This window comes from Vulgatibacter incomptus (assembly GCF_001263175.1).
Classification (GTDB): domain Bacteria; phylum Myxococcota; class Myxococcia; order Myxococcales; family Vulgatibacteraceae; genus Vulgatibacter; species Vulgatibacter incomptus.
The window spans coordinates 1,077,236-1,094,211 of sequence record NZ_CP012332.1; the positions used below are offsets into that span (position 1 = coordinate 1,077,236).

12 protein-coding genes are annotated in these 16,976 nt (G+C 71.7%); 6 read left to right on the forward strand and 6 right to left on the reverse strand.

Features of this window, described 5'->3' with window-relative positions:
* The first annotated feature begins 13 nt into the window (after positions 1-13).
* Positions 14-2,653 (forward strand): ATP-dependent DNA helicase RecG, encoded by a 2,640-nt coding sequence (recG, locus tag AKJ08_RS04315; protein WP_240475430.1) that lies wholly within the window; start codon positions 14-16, stop codon positions 2,651-2,653.
* 12 nt (positions 2,654-2,665) lie between these two features.
* On the opposite strand, the gene AKJ08_RS04320 is transcribed toward recG, so the two are convergent.
* Positions 2,666-3,265, reverse strand: a complete 600-nt coding sequence (locus AKJ08_RS04320) for a DUF924 family protein (RefSeq protein WP_050724940.1) — start codon at positions 3,263-3,265, stop codon at positions 2,666-2,668.
* A gap of 158 nt (positions 3,266-3,423) precedes the next feature.
* Here AKJ08_RS04320 and AKJ08_RS04325 point away from each other — a divergent pair, with 158 nt between their 5' ends.
* The 3 genes from AKJ08_RS04325 to AKJ08_RS04335 are packed head-to-tail and all read left to right on the forward strand — an operon-like array spanning position 3,424 to position 5,237.
* Complete coding sequence (locus tag AKJ08_RS04325) at positions 3,424-3,861, forward strand: hypothetical protein (protein ID WP_050724941.1); 438 nt, start codon at positions 3,424-3,426, stop codon at positions 3,859-3,861.
* Positions 3,861-4,517 (forward strand): dTMP kinase, encoded by a 657-nt coding sequence (tmk, locus tag AKJ08_RS04330; protein ID WP_082342680.1) that lies wholly within the window; start codon positions 3,861-3,863, stop codon positions 4,515-4,517. Before AKJ08_RS04325 ends, tmk begins: the two co-directional genes overlap by 1 nt.
* Positions 4,518-4,559: 42 nt before the next feature.
* Positions 4,560-5,237, forward strand: a complete 678-nt coding sequence (locus AKJ08_RS04335; RefSeq protein ID WP_050724943.1) for a DedA family protein — start codon at positions 4,560-4,562, stop codon at positions 5,235-5,237.
* 5 nt (positions 5,238-5,242) lie between these two features.
* Here AKJ08_RS04335 and AKJ08_RS04340 read toward each other — a convergent pair whose 3' ends face one another.
* The 3 genes from AKJ08_RS04340 to AKJ08_RS04350 all read right to left on the reverse strand — a co-directional run bounded on the left by AKJ08_RS04340 (position 5,243) and on the right by AKJ08_RS04350 (position 8,393).
* Positions 5,243-6,325 (reverse strand): AI-2E family transporter, encoded by a 1,083-nt coding sequence (locus tag AKJ08_RS04340; RefSeq protein WP_050724944.1) that lies wholly within the window; start codon positions 6,323-6,325, stop codon positions 5,243-5,245.
* 62 nt (positions 6,326-6,387) lie between these two features.
* Positions 6,388-7,581 carry a hypothetical protein gene (locus AKJ08_RS04345; protein ID WP_050724945.1) on the reverse strand — a complete coding sequence of 398 codons (1,194 nt, stop codon included), beginning with the start codon at positions 7,579-7,581 and terminating at the stop codon, positions 6,388-6,390.
* Positions 7,578-8,393, reverse strand: a complete 816-nt coding sequence (locus AKJ08_RS04350; RefSeq protein ID WP_050724946.1) for a ferritin-like domain-containing protein — start codon at positions 8,391-8,393, stop codon at positions 7,578-7,580. The genes AKJ08_RS04345 and AKJ08_RS04350 overlap by 4 nt, the downstream gene beginning before the upstream one ends.
* A gap of 176 nt (positions 8,394-8,569) precedes the next feature.
* On the opposite strand from AKJ08_RS04350, the gene AKJ08_RS04355 reads away from it, so the two are divergent.
* Complete coding sequence (locus AKJ08_RS04355; RefSeq protein WP_082342682.1) at positions 8,570-9,298, forward strand: competence/damage-inducible protein A; 729 nt, start codon at positions 8,570-8,572, stop codon at positions 9,296-9,298.
* Positions 9,299-9,322: 24 nt separating this feature from the next.
* Here AKJ08_RS04355 and AKJ08_RS04360 read toward each other — a convergent pair whose 3' ends face one another.
* Positions 9,323-14,353: a tetratricopeptide repeat protein gene (locus AKJ08_RS04360; RefSeq protein WP_157370464.1), complete on the reverse strand. Its 5,031-nt coding sequence runs from the start codon at positions 14,351-14,353 to the stop codon at positions 9,323-9,325.
* Positions 14,354-14,551: 198 nt separating this feature from the next.
* Here AKJ08_RS04360 and AKJ08_RS04365 point away from each other — a divergent pair, with 198 nt between their 5' ends.
* Positions 14,552-15,367 (forward strand): GNAT family N-acetyltransferase, encoded by an 816-nt coding sequence (locus AKJ08_RS04365; protein ID WP_050724948.1) that lies wholly within the window; start codon positions 14,552-14,554, stop codon positions 15,365-15,367.
* 19 nt (positions 15,368-15,386) lie between these two features.
* Here AKJ08_RS04365 and hutH read toward each other — a convergent pair whose 3' ends face one another.
* Entirely contained in the window at positions 15,387-16,907 is a 1,521-nt protein-coding gene (gene hutH, locus AKJ08_RS04370; RefSeq protein WP_050724949.1) for a histidine ammonia-lyase, read from the reverse strand.
* Positions 16,908-16,976 lie beyond the last annotated feature (69 nt).

Below are 16,976 nucleotides of genomic sequence, written 5' to 3' on the forward strand. Positions count from 1 at the left end.
CGGCGCGATGCCCGTGGATTCGAAGGCCATCCTCGCCGAGCTCTTCGCCCCGCTGCGCTTCGCATCCCGCGACGGCTTCGCGAGGGCGGGGAACCTGCGGGATGTGGGCCGCCTCGTCGCCCACGTGGCGGGCAGGGCGCGGGAGGCGGGCTGCGATGGGGCGGCGCTCGATGCGCTGGCCCAGGCCGCGACCGCCTTCGACCAGGCGCCCGCCGAGCGGAAGGGCGCGGAAGGGCGGCGGATCCTCGCGGCCCTGGAGGCGCTGATCCCGCTGCCGCCCGAGCTGGCGCAGGCCAAGGCGCAGCCGGCGGGACCGGTGGACGCCCCTGCGGTAGCGCCGGCCAAGGCGGACGTTCCTGCGGAAAGGCGCGAGGTCGGCGTTCCGGGCCCGCCACCAGCCGGGGAGCCGTTCCGGCTCTCCGCGCCAGCCGCGCCGAAGCCCCGCGCAAAGCCCGCTGCGGCGGCGAAGGAGCGTCGGGCTCCTGCCGGCCGGAAGGTCCCCGCGGCAAGCGAGACCGAAGACGCGGGCCGCTCGCGCATCGGCGTGCCGGGGTTCGCGAAGGGTCTCTCGGCGTTTCCGCTCGAGGGCCAGCGCGGCGTCGGGCCGCAGCTCGCCGCGGCCCTCGCCAAGAAGGGGATCTCCAGCGCCGCCGACGCGATCTACAACGTCCCCCGCGGCTACCAGGACCGCCGGCGGGTCGCGACGATCGCCCAGCTCGTCCCGGGCGAGAAGGGGCTCACCCTGGCGCAGGTCGTCGAGGGCCGGGAGATCTTCAACCCCAGGTCACGCAAGCGGATGCTACGGGTGGTGGTCGCCGACTCCACCGGGCGCCTCGCGCTCACCTTCTTCCACTACTGGCCGTCGACGCTGAAGCGGTTCACCCCCGGGAAGCGCTTCTTCGCCTGGGGCGAGGTCAAGCTCTTCGGCGGCCAGAAGCAGATCGTCCACCCGGACCTCGAGGAGGTGGAGGAGGGCGAGGGCGCGCCGTCGAGCGCCGGGCGGATCGTGCCGGTCTACCGCGGCATGGACGAGCTCGGGCAGGGGCGGTACCGGGCCCTGGTCCGGCAGGTGCTCGAGGAGCGACTCCCGGCGATCCCCGAGATCCTGCCCGAGGCCCTCGTCCGCGAGCGGAACCTCCCCTCCGAGCAGGCCGCGCTCCGGAGCCTGCACGTCCCGGATCTGGACGCAGACGCCGAGTCGCTCACCGCCGGCGCCTCGCCGGGCCATCGCCGCCTCGCCTACGAGGAGCTGCTCCTCCTCTCGCTGGGCCTCGCCCTCAAGGCCCGCGGGATCGAGGTCACGCCAGGCCACTCCTTCGACACCTCGCCCGAGCGGATCGGGGAGGCGCTCTCCGTGCTCCCCTTCGCGCCCACCGGCGCCCAGCGCCGCGCGATCGAGGCGATCGCCGGCGACATGGCCCGGCGTGAGCCGATGAACCGCCTCCTGCAAGGCGACGTCGGCTCGGGAAAGACGGCCGTGGCGCTGGTGGCCTGCCTGCTGGCGGTGCTGGATGGCCGCCAGGCGGCGCTGATGGCGCCGACGGAGCTCCTCGCCGAGCAGCATCACCGGAGCTTCGGCAAGTGGCTCGAGAGCAGGGGGATCGAGGTCGCGCTGCTGGCCACCGGCCGCGGGCAGAAGGCGCTCACCGCGGCGCGGCAGGCGGTGTCCTCGGGGCGGGCGCGGATCGCCATCGGGACCCACGCCTTGATGTCGGAGGGCTCCATCTTCCAGGAGCTCGGTCTGGTGGTGATCGACGAGCAGCACCGCTTCGGCGTGGAGCAGCGGGCGGAGCTCATCGGCAAGGGGATCCGTCCGGACGTGCTGGTGATGACGGCGACGCCGATCCCGCGCACGCTCTCGCTGGTGCTGCATGGTGAGCTCACCCAGACCGTGATCGACGAGCTGCCACCGGGGCGAACGCCCATCCGGACCAAGGTCTTCGCCTCCAAGGAGCGGGAGAAGGTCTATCGGATCATCGAGCAGCAGCTCGGCGAGGGCCGGCAGGCCTACGTGGTCTACCCGCTCATCGAGGAGAGCGAGCGCTCCGATCTCGAGGACGCCACCCGCGGCCTCGCCACCCTGCAGGAGCGCTTCCCGGGCAGGCGCCTCGATCTCCTCCACGGGCGGATGAAGGCCGAGGAGCGCGACGCCGTGATGGCGCGCTTCCGCGCCGGCGAGGTCGACCTGCTGGTCAGCACCACGGTGATCGAGGTGGGCGTCGACGTGCCGAACGCCACCGTGATGGTCGTCGAGCACGCGGAGCGCTTCGGTCTCTCACAGCTTCACCAGCTCCGCGGGCGGGTCGGCCGCGGCTCCGCGAAGAGCGCCTGCCTCCTCGTCGACCACGGCAGCCAGGGGCGGGCGCAGGATCGCCTCGCGGTGATGGAGGAGACCACCGACGGCTTCCGGATCGCGGCGGCGGATCTCGAGATCCGCGGCCCGGGCGAGTTCCTGGGCACGAGGCAGGCCGGGCTCCCCGAGCTGGACTTCGCCGATCTCTCGCGGGACGCGAGGCTCCTCGAGCAGGCGAGGGCGGACGCCTTCGCGCTGGTGCGCTCCGACCCCGACCTCTCCTGGCCGGAGCACCGCCTGCTCAGGGCCGAGGTCTTCGAGCGCTTCGCGAAGCGGATGAGCCTCGCCCAGGTCGGCTAGGCGGCTGGCGCCTCAGAACGACGAGCCGGGCTCTCGGAGGAAGGCCTCTTCCTCCGGCGTGCTCTTCCTGCCGAGGATCGCGTTCCGGTGGGGAAAGCGCCCGAAGCGGTCGACGATCACGCGGTGGCGCACCGCGTAGTCCAGGAACGATTCGTAGGTCTTCCGCACACGCTCCGGAGCCTCCGCGAGGAGGGCCTCGAAGCACGCGACGCCGCGCGCCTGGATCCCGCGATCCTCGGCGTGCTCCAGCGGCAGATACGCGAAGGTGCGCTCGATCGGCCGCAGGGCCCGATCGTCGCCGCGATCGATCCCCTCGAGGGCAAGGGCGAGCGCGGCGGGATCGCTCGCGAACGCCTCGGGCGTGCCCCGGAAGAGGTTCCGCGGGAGCTGATCGAGGAGGATGAGCAGCGCGAGCCTGCCGCGGGGCGTCGCCTTCCATGCGTCGAGGGCGCCGGCGCGCGCGCGCTCGACGTCGGTCGCGAAGCGGCGGCGCAAATCCTCGTCGACCTGGGGTCCGCCGCCGAACCAGAGCGGATGGCGATCGGCCGGGGCGGCCCAGTCGTCCGGCTCTTCGCCGAACCAGTGGGCGAGGATCTCTTCGCTGCGTTCCATGCGGCGCTCCATGCTATTTTGCCCCCAGCGCGTGAAGAAACAGGTCCCGCAGAAGCGGGACCATTTCTTCAGCTCGCGCTTCGCGCGAGGGCGCTCGTTTCGTTTGCTCCGCCTTCGGCTCCGCGGGAGCCCTTCCCTCGGTCGTATGGGATGAGTCCGTGACCGTCCAGCTAATCGTCTGTCACTTCTGTCATACGCGCCAGCCGAACGCCTGGGACTGTGCGGTATGTGCACGGCCTCTTCACGAGCGGCCGACCCTCCAGGGCCTGGTCACCGAGACCCTTCCGGAGCTCGAGCTCCACGCGATCGGCGGCGGAGAGAACGTGGCGGCCACGCCGGTGGAGGGCTTGGAGCAGACGGCGCTCGTGGAGCACTTCGGGGCACCGCAGCTCGAGGGTCTCGACGGTTCGCTCCTGGAGCCGACCCTCCTCGAGGCTGCCCCGGCGCTGCCCGTGGAGATGCTGCCGGACCTGGAGCCGTCCCTCACCGCAGACCCTCCCGCACCGAAGGGCCCCGTCGTCTGCCGGTATTGCGGCACGCCCTGGCGGGAGGGCTCCAGCCGCTTCTGCGCTCGATGCGCGATGGACCTCTTCTGATGCCCCGCGGACTCTTCATCGTGCTCGAGGGCCTGGACGGCTCGGGCACGACCACCCAGGCCCAGACGCTGGTGCGCAGGCTCGAGGCCGAAGGGCACCGCGCCCACTTCACGGCGGAGCCCTCCAGCGGCCCCATCGGCTCGCAGATCCGGATGATGCTCGCAGGAAGGCTGGTGGGCTGGCGCGGGGCGCCCTGGGATCGCCGCTCCCTCGCGCTCCTCTTCGCAGCCGATCGCCTCGACCACCTCGCGTGCGACGTGGAGCCGAAGCTCGCCGCGGGGATCCACGTGGTCTGTGACCGCTACGTGCTCTCGTCGCTCGCATACCAGAGCCTCGACAACCCCGGTCCGTGGGTCGCCGAGCTCAACCGCTTCGCAGTCCCTCCCGACGTGACCTACTTCCTCCGGGTGAAGGCCGACGTCGCCCTGGGGCGGCGGCTGGAAGCGAGCCCCGGCAGGGCCGAGCTCTTCGAGACGCTCCCCCAGCAGAGGCGGATCGCCCGGGCCTACGAGGGCGCCCTCGAACGGGAGGGGAAGCGCCACCGCGTGGTCGCGATCGACGGGGCTGCCCCGATCGAGGCGGTCTCGGATGCGCTCTGGGCCGACCTGGAGCCGAAGCTGCGCCGCGCGATGCGCAGAATGAAAGCCCGAGGCTGATCCCGGAGGGGCGGGAGGCTCGCGCCTGGGGCTGCGGAGGACATGGAGCTCGATCCGGTTCTTGCAGCGCTGGTCCAGTCGCTCATCGAGGAGGGCTCGTACGTTGTCTTCTTCGTGGTGCTCCTTGCCGCCGGCCTGGGCGCTCCCGTCGCCGAGGAGCTGGTGGTCCTCGCCGCGGGAGCCCTCGCGCGCCAGGAGATCGTCCGCTGGTGGGCGGCCCTCCTCGTCTGCTTCGCCGGGGTCATCGCGGGCGACTCGATCCTCTTCCTCACCGCCCGCAAGCTGGGAAAGAAGGCGCTCGAGCATCGCCGCTTCCAGAAGCTCCTCCCTCCCGAGCGCCGCGAGAAGCTGGAGGACTTCTACGAGCGGCGGGGCGGGCTCGCGGTCTTCGTCGGACGGCACATCCCCGGGGTTCGGGCGCCCCTCTTCGCGTTGGCCGGCATCCACGAGATGGAGTTCCGGCGCTTCCTCTTCTGGGACGCGGCCTCCGCTTGCATCAATACTCCTTTCCTCTTCTGGCTCGGCTGGACCTTCTCGGACCAGTTCGAGCGGATCCAGAAACGCGTGGCCCACGTAGAGCACCTCGTCGTGCTGTTCGCGGTGGCGGCCTTCGCGATCTACGCCGCGGTCTCGTACTGGCGCTCGACGCACGGTCACCCGGTCCGCGAGACGAAGAAGCGCTGGCGGCGGTGGCGTGGGAGACGACGACACGAGGAGTAGACGGGTCAGTGGAATCCCGTCGGCGCGACCTCGGGGAGGATGTCGCGCTTCCAGACGCGGATGAAGCTGACGACCATCATGGACAGCATCGGACCCGCGAGAGCGCCGATCGGGCCCAGCAGATCGATCCCGCCAAAGAGCGTGAGGAAGAGGACCAGCGGGTTGATCTGCAGCCTCGCCTTCGTGAAGTAGGGTTTCACGAAGTACTCGACCGAGCCCAGGATGATGGCGCCCCACACGAGCATGAAGATCGCGCTGAGGATCTTCCCGTTGGCGAAGAGCCAGATGGTCACGGGGACCCAGACCAGCCCGGTGCCGAGGATCGGGATGAGGGAGAAGATGACCGCGAAGAAGGTCATCAACGCCGCCCATGTGAGGGCGTTGGGAAGCCCGACGATCCAGAAGCCGATGACCCCGAGGACGCCCTGGATCGCGGCGGTCACGAAGCTGGCGAGGAAGAGCGCTCGGAGGAGGCCGGCCATGTCGCGGAGGATCTCGGTCGTGTGTGCTTCTTCCATCGGCAGGAGCGTGACGAGGTCCTTCACCATCCGCGGCCCTTCGAGGAAGAAGTAGTACATGCCGAGGACCACCACGAACGCCTGGAGGAGGATGCGGGCGATGGAGGCGGCGGCCGACGCGAGGTGGGTCGAAAAATAGGTCGCCGTCCGGTCGAGCCCCTGCCGGAGGGTGTCCTCGAGGCCGAGGCGATCGAGCGCGGCGAGGAGCGGTGCCAGCGGCTCGCGGGTCTGCCCGGAGAGCAGCTCATGGAGCCCGCCTCGCTCGATGGCCTCCTTCCATTGCATCACGAAGTTCGCTCCGGCCTTGATGAGCAGGTAGCCGACGAAAGCGGAAGGCACGAGGATCACCAGGATGGTGACGATCGAGCTCGTGAGCGACGCGAGGGATCGACGGCCCTTCATCTTCCGGGACAGCCACTCGTTCGCGGGCGCGATGACCGCGACCCCAGCCGCGGCGAGGAAGAGCGGGACCACGAAGGAGCTGATCGTCCAGAAGAAGGCGACGGACGCCACGAAGAAGAGGACGGCGAAGGTCGCGTCCGCCCAGCTCAGCCTTCGATCGTCGGTCAACGCGCGCTCCCCGGTACCCCCAAAGGTGAGCCCGGGCTCGAGCGAAGGCTACGACGTTCGGCTCAGGCGACGCCCCCCGACTGGAGGAGCTCGTCGATCGCCTCCTCCGACTCCGCGAGCGCCAGCGAGGAGAGGGCACCGAGAGGCACGAAATCCAACCCTTCCCGCCTGACGTCGGCGAGGCCCCGCAGGCTGAAGAGCCATGCGCGGTGGCGCCCCTCGAGGACGCCCGCTGCCCGCGCGCGCCGGAGAAGGCCCAGGGCGATGGTCCCCATGGTGAAGCGGGCGTTGAGCTCCACGATCGGGCGGAGGACCTCGGCGTCGTCGGGGCCGCGGAAGGAGAAGGCGTCCACGCCACAGGGCCCGAAGTAGCCGGCGCGGGCGGCGGCGCGGCCCAGCTTCACCGCTGCGCCCCGGAGCTCCTGCTCGAAGCCCGAACCCACGACGATCTCGCCATCCTCGATGCGTCCCCGGCTCCCCAGGTACACGCCGGACGGCGTGATCACCTGGCGCGTGGTCCCAAGGATCTCGACCTCCCCGGACGGTGCGACGTGGAGCTGGGTCGAGAGATCGACGTGGCGCTCCAGCCAGGGCTCGAGGACGGCGCCTCCCCTGCGCTCGAGCCGCGCCAGGGCGCCATTGCCGAACGGCAGTGCACGGCCAGGCGCCGTCCCGAGCGCCATCGTCCTCTCGGCCGATTGACCTGCCCCGAGGCGACCCCTGCCGCTGCTGCCGAGCCTGGGCTTGATGGTCCACGAGCCGCGCACCCACGGGGGCAGCGAGGCGATCCACTCCGCGATCTTCTCGACGGCGACGCCGGTACGAAGCTCCAGGGGCTCCAGGATCCGGATGAGTCCCTCGAGACAGCCGGGCGAAAGCCCCAGCTCCGACGCGACCTCCTGGGCGAAGGCCTTGTCGTGGACCCGGCGCACGATCTCGGGCGCAGGCATGGCGGGTGCCGCTCCGGCGCCCCTGAGCTCGTCCCAGGCGGTCTTCGTGGAGAGCCAGGCGACGCCTCGCCCAGGCCGGGATTCCAGCCACGGGAAGGCGGGGCCGTCGGGGCGCATGCCCAGCAAATCGGGCCAGGCTCCGGTCGGCTCCCCGAGAGAGGTCGCCGATTCTCCGAAGAGGAGGCTCCAGAGCCAGGCCGCCTCGCGGAGGATCGGGTGGAGCCGCGCGCCAGCCTTCTGAGCTCCGTTCGAGTACTCCCTCTCCTCGGCGCCGAAGTTGGGAAGCAGCAGCGGCGCCGGTGTCACGGTTCGCTCCTCTCGTACGGCCGCGCGTTTCGGACGTGCTCGATCATCTCCTCCGACAGCCCGGCCCGTCTCCTCGACGGGACGTCGAACCGTCTCCCCTTGGCGCGGGCGGCGGAGAGGGGGAAGGGGACCGCCTCTCGGTAGGCCTCCACGTCGCTCTGCGCGGGATCCTTGAGGCGCGCGAGCCAGGTGGCGGCGAGCTTCACGTGGCTCTGCTCGTCGTCGTGCACGCGCTGCATCACCTTCGCGCACTCTTCGTCGCCGGCGGCACGGAAGGCGTCCCGGTAGAGCAGGCTGAAGTCGAGGTTGGCCTGCTCGAAGGTCAGCCCCACCGAGCAGAGGAAGGCGAGAGGCCCGTTGGCGCTGGCCTCGATCGCCGGCACGTGCTGCCAGAAGTAGTCGGAGAGCACGTGATCCTCGAGGCGGCTGCCGAGCGCCTCGAGGCGGGCGACGTAGAGGGCGAGGTGTTCCTGCTCGTCCGCGAGTGCGTGGAGCATTCCGCGGCGCAGCGGCGCCGGCATCTCGGGCCACCGCAGGAGCGCCCACGCGAAGAGCTCCACGGCCATCATCTCGTGGTGCGCGAAGCGGGCCAGGGTCACGGCGCGGGAGCCTTCTCCTGTGAGCTCCCCGAGGCGCGGAAGGCGTTCGCTGCCGCCCCGCATCCGGATCGACGGACCCCGCGCGGGCCGGTCGATGTGGAGGGCCGGCGCCATCGGATCGTCCAGGCGCGGGATATCCCGTGGCGAGAGGAGCTTCGACGCCAGGTCACCCGACTCGAGGATCGTCCGGCAGAGCTCGTTGACGGTCTTCATTCGCGGGGGAGGATAGCGCCCCGAGCGTAAGAAGAAATCGCCCCCGCGATGCGGGAGCCATTTCTTCTTCTCGCGCTGCGCGCGAGAGGCGCTCTTTTTCGATTGCTCGCCTCCGGCTCGCGAGAATTGGCCCGCCGAAGGGCGAACGGCGGTAGCCTGCATCAGGAGGTGCGAAGATGAAGGGCGGCGCAGCGGCGATCGTGATCGGCGACGAGATCCTCTCCGGGAAGATCCGGGACTCCAACGGGCCGCTGCTCGTCGACGTCCTGCGCTCGGTGGGCGCGCCGCTGAAGCGGATCCTCACGGTGTCGGACGACCTGGAAGAGATCGGCTGGGCCGTGCGCTCCTGCCTGGGCCGGTTCCAGCCGATCTTCACCTCCGGCGGCATCGGCCCGACCCACGACGACGTCACCGTGGCGGGGGTCGCGGCGGCCCTCGGCCGCAAAGTCGTCCGCCATCCGGAGCTCGAGGCCCTCGTTCGCAAGCACTTCGGCGACGCGCTTCCGGAGGAGGGTCTCCGCCTGGCGAACGTCCCCGAAGGGGCGATCCTCGTCCGCTCGCCGCGGAGCTGGTACCCGGTGATCTCGGTGGACGAGATCTATCTGCTGCCCGGCGTGCCCGAGCTCTTTCGCATGCACGTGGAGGGGATCGCCGAGCGCTACCGCGGCAATCCCTTCCATCTGCGCTGCGTCTACGTGTCGGAAGGGGAGCCGGCGATCGCGAAGATCCTCGATCGGATCGCCAGGGAGCACCCGGACATCGCGCTGGGGAGCTATCCGCGAATCGACGACGCCGATCATCGGGTGAAGCTCACCCTCGAGGCCCAGGTGGCCGAGCCCGTGGAGCGCGCTCTCGTCGCGCTGCTCCGGGAGCTTCCTCCCGGGAGTGTGATCCGCGTCGAGTGATCGCACGGGCGGCGTTCCCGCGTCTTACGCCCCCGTCACGGCGAGCCCGAGCCGTCGCCTGAGCGCGGCGTGCTCGTCCGAAACGGCGAAGAGGAGGAGCTCGGCGAGCTCCGGTCGCCGCTCGATCGCTTCGAGCACCGCGCCCTCCGTCTCCAGCGGTCTGCCGGGCTGGTGCCCGCGGGCGAGGAGCCCGAAGGACGCTGGCAGATCGCCCGAGAGCAGGAGCCCGAGCCGATTCGCCGATCGCTCCGCGTGGCGCACGAGGTCGTCCACCGTCGCGTCGCGGGGACCTTCGAGGAGCTGGCGGACCGGCGCCTCCAGCGCCCGTTTCCCCTTGCGCCCGAGCACCTTGCCGAGGCGACGCACCTCCTCCGCGCCGGGATCCTCCACGCTCGTCGCGTCCGGATGGATGAGGAGGACCGCCGCGCCCACGAGCTCGGCCAGCGTCTTGCGGGGCAGGGACGCCCAGAGGGCCGATCCCTCGCGGATCCCCCAGGCGGCCCGCGCGAGGAGGAAGGTTTGCTCGGACGGCCGGTACCGAGTGCCGAAGTCCTTGGAGACGATCACCGCCGGGGGAAGGGTGGCGGCCACTCCCACACCGTTCTCCCGAGCGGACGAGTAGAGCTCGTACGGGGCCGAAGGCGATCCGAGAATCGCGAAGATTCGATCGAGCAGCCGGCGGACGGGATGCCCGGCCTCGAGGCGATCGCCGCGCTCCACGTCCCAGCGCGCGAGCTCGGCGCCGGAGGCCCGGGCGATGGGCTCGGAGAGCACCGCCGCGATCCCGGCGAGCGCGCGGAGCTTCGAATCCGGATCGCGGAGGACCGCGGGCTCGAGGGTGCTGGTGAGCGTGTGTGGAAGCTCGTGGTGCCGGTAGTAGAACGCCTCCTCCTCTGCGTCGGAGGCCCGCAGGAGGTGCAGGACGGCCGCCGCGACGAAGGCGCGATCCGTCTCGCCCCGGCTCTGCCAGATCCGGAGGAGGGCGCGGTGACTGGAGGCTCTCCCCGGCTCCTCCTCGAGCGCGAGGCGGTAGGCGCGGATCGCGGCGTCCTGCGTGCTCGGATCCGCGGCGTGGAGTCCGGCGAGGGCGAGGCGGATCTCCCGATCCCCAGGGCTCCATTCGAGCGCCCTCTCATACGCCACCACTGCGCGGTCCCGAGCCTGGAGAGGCCCCGCGAGGATGGAGGCTGCCTTCGCGAGCGCCGCGGAGGCCCGGATCGCCTGCCCCGGCTCCAGCAGGCGCGTCGACCACCGCTCCAGGGCCGAGACGAGGCGGGGGAGATCGCGCGCTCGCTCGTAGAGGAGGGCCAGTCGCTCCAGGGTCGCCTCTGCTTCGGGGGTGCGCTCGAGGATCGCCTCGAGGCAAGCGGCGGCGCCGGCGAGATCCCGGAGTCCGACCTCCAGCACCCGGGCCCGTTCCTCGAGGGCCGGCACGAGCCGGGCGAGATCGTCCTCGACCTCGATCAGCCGCCGGAGCGCCTCGTCGGCTTCGGCCCACCTCTCGGCGTCGGAGAGGAGCTTCGCCCGCAGCGCCAGCGCCTCGCGGTGTGAGGGATCGACGGCGAGGGCCGCCTCGAGCTCGAGGAGCGCGCGGTGCGCGTCCCCGATGGCTGACCGGAGGCGGCCGAGGCGGGAGCGGGCCGCAGCAGAGTCGTCGCCCTGGCGGAGCAGCCTCTCGTAGCGGGCGATCGCGTCATGGGGATCTCCGAGCGCTTCGGCGACCCGGCCTCGCAGCTCCTGCGCTTCGGCGTTCCCGGGCTCGGCGGCGAGCGCCTCGTCGAGGAGCGCCGCGGCTCGGGCGGGATCGACGAGCTGCTCCAGGTGGATCCGGGCGGCGGCTGCAAGGTCGCTCGTCGACGGGCTGGCCGCAGTCCGTGCGCGGCTCTCGTAGAACGCGGCGATCTTCGCGGGCTCGCCGCGGGCGATCGCGAGAGCCTCGAGGCGGGCGAGGGCGGTCGCCTCCGCCGGATCCCGTTCCAGGGCGAGCGAGTAGTGGGCCTCGGCCGCCTCGGTTTCGCGGAGCGCCTCGCTCAGCTCGCCCGCGCGCGCCAGGGCACGGGCCCCTCCCGTCGCGGCTCGCTGGGCCCGAGCGGAGGCGAGCCAAACGTCGCGGAGCGCGCGCAGGTCGCCGGCCGGCTCGAGGAGCCGGGCGAGGGCCACGAGGGCCGGAAGGTGTTCGGGGTCGTGGTCCAGTGCACTCTTGTATGATCTGATCGCACCTTCGGTGTCAGCAAGCCGCGCCTCGCGGAGCTCGCCGATGCGAACGAGGAGCGAGACCCGGAGTCCGGCGTCGGCCGCCGTCGACGCCCGGCGCTCCAGCAGCGCGGCCAGCTTCGCCGGCTCGTCTCGGCGGACGAGCTGACGCTCGAGGAGCTCGCTCGCCCGCTCGTTGCGCGGGTCGGCGTCGACGGCCCGTTCCAGCTCGTCGGACGCCGCCTCGGAGGACGACGAGCCGCGGTCGAGCGCCGCGCCCACCAGGAGCGCCGACGCCACCCTCGGATCCGACACCGCCGAGGCGATGCGTGCGCGCGCATCGGCGCGGCGCGGCCCGCCTCCCCGGATCCGCTCCAGGCAGCGAAGGAGGAAGAGATCGTTCGGCGCGATCGTGAGGCCGGCCTCGCACGACCGGGCGGCGCGGGCGGTATCGCCGAGCTCGTCGAGGCAGAGTGCGGTCAGCTTCGACCACGCGGCGACCCGGTCCTCGGCTCCGCCCTGGGACGAGAGCGTCTCCAGCACGCCAGCGAGCCGGTGCGTGTCGCCTGAGCGGCCCAAGATCCTCTCGAGCGCGCGGAGGGCCGGCACGTGGCGGGGGTCTTCGCGGAGCACGTCTTCGTAGGCCCGTGCGGCCTCGTCGGCGCCGGCCGTCTCTGCCTCGAGGATCTCGGCGACCTGGAAGAGGGCCGCCGCCCGCTCCCCGGGATCGGTGCGCGTGGATGCTTCCAGGCGGAGGAGCTCGGCGAGCTCGCGCCACGCCCCCTGGCCCCGGAAGATCCTTGCGAGGCGCCGCATCGCGGGGAAGTGGCCCGGCGAGCTCGCCAGCACCTCTCGGAAGGCGTCGATCGCACGGGCCTCGTCGCAGAGCTTCTCCTCCTGCAGCTCGCCGATCCGGAAGATCAGCTCGGAGGCCTCGTCCCGCGGCGCGACCTGGGCCTCCTGCCGGTGCATCCGGATCAGTTCACTCCAGAGCCCCTTCTGCGCGTAGAGCCTGCCCAGCGACCGCAAGGCCGGCAGATACGCCGGCGTGATCGCGAGCACCTTTCGCCAGGCTTCGATGGCCCGGCCCTTGTCGCCGAGCTGCTCCTCCAGGATCTCGGCGTTCTGGTGGAGGAGGCTCACCACCTGGCGCTGATCACCCGTGTACGTGGCCTCCGCCTCGTGGGCGCGAAGGAGTTCCTCCCAGTCGCCGAGCTGCTCGGCGAGGCGGGCGAGGGAGCGGATCGTGGCCAGGTGGCCCGGCGCCACGGCGAGGATCCGGCGGTGGCAAGCGATCGCGGCGGGGAGGTCCCGGCGCTTCGTCTCGTGGACCTCGGCGAGCTGGGCCAGAGCGGCGATGATCGTGTCGCGGTCCTCGAGGTCCGCGAGCTCCCGCTCCATCAGCGCGACGAGGTCGTCGAAGCGCCCCCGGCCGGCGTAGAGCCGCGCCAGCGCCTTCTGCGCGGGAAGGAACCCAGGGGAGCACCGGAGGATCTCGTCGTAGATCGCGATGGCGTCGTCCACGCGATCGAGCCGCTCCTCGAGGATCCGGGCGGCCTTGAACGAACGGGCCGCCTTCTGCCTGGGGTCCTGTGCGAGCGCCGCCTCCGTCTCGAAGGTCTCGTAGAGCCCATCCCAGTCGCCGCGCTGGTGCTGCAGCCTGCCCAGGGAGGCGAGGGCGAGATCGTTCCCTGGCGTTAGGCGGAGGGCTTCGCGGTAGTGCTCGATGGCGCGCTCGGGCTGCTCGAGCCTCGCGTCGAAGATCGCCGCCAGCTCGAGGTGGAGGGCCGCCTTCTCGCCGTCGTCAACCGTCGCCTCGGCCCGAACCACGAGGACCTCGGCCAGGGCGTCCCAGGCGCCCCGCAGCTCGAGGAGCCGCGCGAGCTCTCCCAGGATCAGCGGGTCACGCGGTGCCAGCCTGCGGCCGGCGACGAGGGCTTCGACGGCCTCGTCCTCCCGTCCGTCTTCCAGGTGGAGCCTCGAGATCCGGCGGCAGAGCCACGGAGCGCTCTCGGGCGTCGCGCGCTCGAGCTCCGACTCGTACAGCCGGCGCAGCTCCTCCCTGGCACCGGCCTGCTCCAGCTTGCGCTCGAGCCGGGCCCGAACGACGGGAGAGCCGGGATCCTTCGCGTAGGCTCCGCGCAGGAGCTCGAGTGAGCGCCGGACGTCGACGCCCTCGAGCAGGTGCGCAGCGCTGCCGAGCTCGATGGACGCGAGCCGCGGGTCGGAGACCACTTCGGCGGTGCGCTCGTGGATCCCTGCGCGGGTTTCCGGATCCTTCGTCGCCGCTGGCAGGTGCGCCAGGAGCGCGAGGTTGCCGGGATCGAGCTCGAGGGCGCGCTCGAAGCACGCGGTCGCCTCGTCGGGCTTCGCCAGGTGCTCTTCGAAGACCAGGCCCCGCTCGAAGAGGAGGCGGCTCCTCGCCGCGGGATCGCGCTCCGCATCGACCTCGGTCTCGAGGAGGTGTGCGACCAGGGGCCAGTTCCCGACCTCGGAGAAGAGGCGGCGGGCGGCCTGCAGGTTGGGCACGAGGGAGCGATCCAGGCGGAAGGCCTTCTGGTAGGCGATCGCCGCGTGGCGGGGGCTCTTGCGCCGCTCTTCCCAGTGGCGCCCGATCTCGTGGAGGAGGGCGGCCGCCGAGGGATCGTCGCCCCGTGCCGCCACCTCCCTCTCCAGCGCCGCGATCGGATCGGCGGCGCCGCTCCCGGCAGGCATCCCCTCGAGCAGGTCGCGGGCGCGGGCGATCGGCGGGGCGTCCGGGATCGGGGCGCTCGGCGCGGGGGTGTCTTCGTTGGGAAACGAAAGGGGCTGGACCGGGTCGGTGCCGGCTCCAGGTCCGAGATCGTGGCGTTCGTCGATCATCGCCTCGTCCTTCACGCTCGATGGCGAGCCGTGTCGCAATGAATCGTCGTCGATGAAAGCGCCGATCCCTACCACGCCCCGGACGCGTCGCCAAAGAAGCGACCGCCGGAGACCGCGCCGTTCAGCTGCGGACGGGCCGAAACGCGAGGCTTGCCAACCCGTGTTCCCTGGATTCAAGGTGGAGACGAAGGGGGAATCATGGTTCGCGCTGTGGCGGGGCAGAACGCACGGGACGTCTCCGATTCCATTCTCCGAACCGAGGACGAGCTCCTGGCGCTCGGCTGCGAGGAGCTCGCGCTGCCGTACGCTCGCGCGCTGCGCGATCGCCGGCTCCCGCTCATCTACGACGTGAACGGGATCCGCGACGTACGGGGAACGCCCGCCTTCTCCGAGCTCGCGGACGCCTTTCGGTGGGTCACCTCCCGTGGAGGTCCCCGACACTGCCGGCTGGTGTCGAGAGACGCCGACACCATCGTGCACCTGGACGAGCTGCTCCTGCCTCGCGGCTACGGGAGGCAGGTCTGCATCTCGATGGCGCTCACGAGGCCGGTCCCCGACATCTCGCCCCCGCGCGGCCTGCGGATCGTCGTGGCAAACGGCGACGACGACAGGCTCCTCGACGGCATCGCCCACTGCCAGGATCTGGTCCGCCGCGAGGAGCTCTGGTACGGCCCTGAGGTCTCGCGGCAGATGGACGCGATGGCCTTCCGCCAGATGCGACTCGGAGGCGCCGAGTTCCTCGCCGCGACCACCCGGAACGGCGAGGTCGTCGCCTCGCTCCTGCTCTGGTGCCGGGACGACGTCGGCTTCATCGCCGACGTCGGCACCGCTCCCGCCTACCGTCGCCGCGGCGTCGCTTCGTCCCTCGTCGCCGCCGCGGCGGCCCTCGCGACCGAGAGGGGCTGCAGCGTGGTGGGACTCACGGCTCGTCGCGACGACACCCCTCGTCGCATCTACGAGGCCCTCGGCTTCGAGCCGATGGGCGTCAGCGTGGACTGGCTGCGGTCGGCCTGACCAGGCGTGGCGTGCGCCGTCAGGCGGTAGCGGCCTCCACCGCAGCGAGGATCCGCCCGTCGTCGATCATGCGGCTCACGGCGGCGATGTCGAGGTGGAGCTCGCGGTCGTTGTCCATGTGCGGGATCTCGGAGCGGATCACCTCGTGGGCCGCCGCGACGCCGACACCAGGGCGGAGGCCCTTGCGCATGTCGAGGGCCTGGGCCGAGGCGAGGAGCTCGATGGCGAGCACCGAGCGGACGTGCTCGACCACCTGCCGCGCCTTGAGCGCCGCGCCCATGCCCATGGACACGTGATCCTCGCGGCCGGCGGAGGAGGGGATCGAGTCGACGCAGGCCGGGTGGCAGAGCACGCGGCTCTCGGCGACGAGGGCGGCGGCGGTCACCTGCGCGATCATGAAGCCCGAATTGAGGCCCGAGTTCTCGGTGAGGAAGGGCGGCAGTCCGGAGAGCGCCGGGTTCACGAGCTGCTCCACGCGGCGCTCGGAGATGGCGGCGAGCTGCGTCACCGCGATGGCGAGGACGTCCAGGGCCTGGGAGACGGGCTGGCCGTGGAAGTTGCCGCCCGAGACGATCAGGCCCTCGTCGGCGAAGACCAGCGGGTTGTCGGTGCCGCAGTTGATCTCGATCGCCAAGGCCTCGCGGGCGAAGCGCACGCCGTCGCGGGCGGCGCCGTGGACCTGGGGCATGCAGCGCAGGGAGTAGGGGTCCTGCACCTTGGCGCAATTCTTGTGGGCCTCAACGATCTCGCTGTCCGCGAGGAGCCGCCGCAGGTTCGCCGCACAGGCGATCTGGCCCGGCTGCGGGCGCACCTCGTGGATCTGCGGGATGAAGGGCTTGTGGGAGCCCATCAGCGCCTCGACGGTCATGGCGCCGGCGATGTCCGCGATCTCGAGGAGGCGGCCGGCACGCTGCACCGCCGGCCCACCCACGGAGCCGATCGCCTGGGTGCCGTTGATGAGCGCGAGGCCTTCCTTGGCCTCGAGGACCACGGGAGCGAGGCCGGCCTTCTCCAGCGCCATGCGGGAGGGCATCCGCTGGCCCTCGAAGAGCGCCTCGCCCTCGCCGATCAGCGTGAGCGCGAGGTGGGCGAGGGGGGCGAGGTCGCCGGAGGCCCCTACCGAGCCGCGGGACGGGACGACCGGCAGGACGTTGCGGTTGATCAGCTCGAGGAGCGTCTCGACCGTCGACGGGCGCACGCCCGAGTGGCCCTTGGCGAGGACGTTCGCGCGCAGCGTCATCAGCGCGCGGGTCTCCATGGGCGGCAGGGGCTCGCCCACGCCGGCGGCGTGGCTGAGGATCAGGTTGCGCTGGAGCTGCTTGAGGTCGCCCTTGGCGATCCGGACCTCGGCGAGGGTGCCGAAGCCGGTGTTGATGCCGTAGGCGGCCTTGTCGCCGGCGGCGATCTCATCGACGAGGGCCCGGGCCTTGCGCAGGCGATCCATCGAGGAGGGGGCGAGGCCGACGCGGCAGTGTCCGTTCGCGATGCGCTCGAGCTGGGCGAGTTCCAGGGTATCGCCGTCCAGGAGTACGAGGTCCATGGTGTCCTTCCTTGGGTGCGCGGGCCGGCGGGTTTCCCGTGCCGCGAGGCCGCGCATCCTAGACGCCGG

Bases quoted from the DNA above. Each gene is read 5' to 3' on its own strand.
- AKJ08_RS04320 (WP_050724940.1), bottom strand. From the start codon at position 3,265: ATGGAACGCAGCGAAGAGATCCTCGCCCACTGGTTCGGCGAAGAGCCG.
- tmk (WP_082342680.1), top strand. From the start codon at position 3,861: ATGCCCCGCGGACTCTTCATCGTGCTCGAGGGCCTGGACGGCTCGGGC.
- AKJ08_RS04335 (WP_050724943.1), top strand. From the start codon at position 4,560: ATGGAGCTCGATCCGGTTCTTGCAGCGCTGGTCCAGTCGCTCATCGAG.
- AKJ08_RS04350 (WP_050724946.1), bottom strand. From the start codon at position 8,393: ATGAAGACCGTCAACGAGCTCTGCCGGACGATCCTCGAGTCGGGTGAC.
- AKJ08_RS04355 (WP_082342682.1), top strand. From the start codon at position 8,570: ATGAAGGGCGGCGCAGCGGCGATCGTGATCGGCGACGAGATCCTCTCC.
- AKJ08_RS04360 (WP_157370464.1), bottom strand. From the start codon at position 14,353: ATGATCGACGAACGCCACGATCTCGGACCTGGAGCCGGCACCGACCCG.
- AKJ08_RS04365 (WP_050724948.1), top strand. From the start codon at position 14,552: ATGGTTCGCGCTGTGGCGGGGCAGAACGCACGGGACGTCTCCGATTCC.
- hutH (WP_050724949.1), bottom strand. From the start codon at position 16,907: ATGGACCTCGTACTCCTGGACGGCGATACCCTGGAACTCGCCCAGCTC.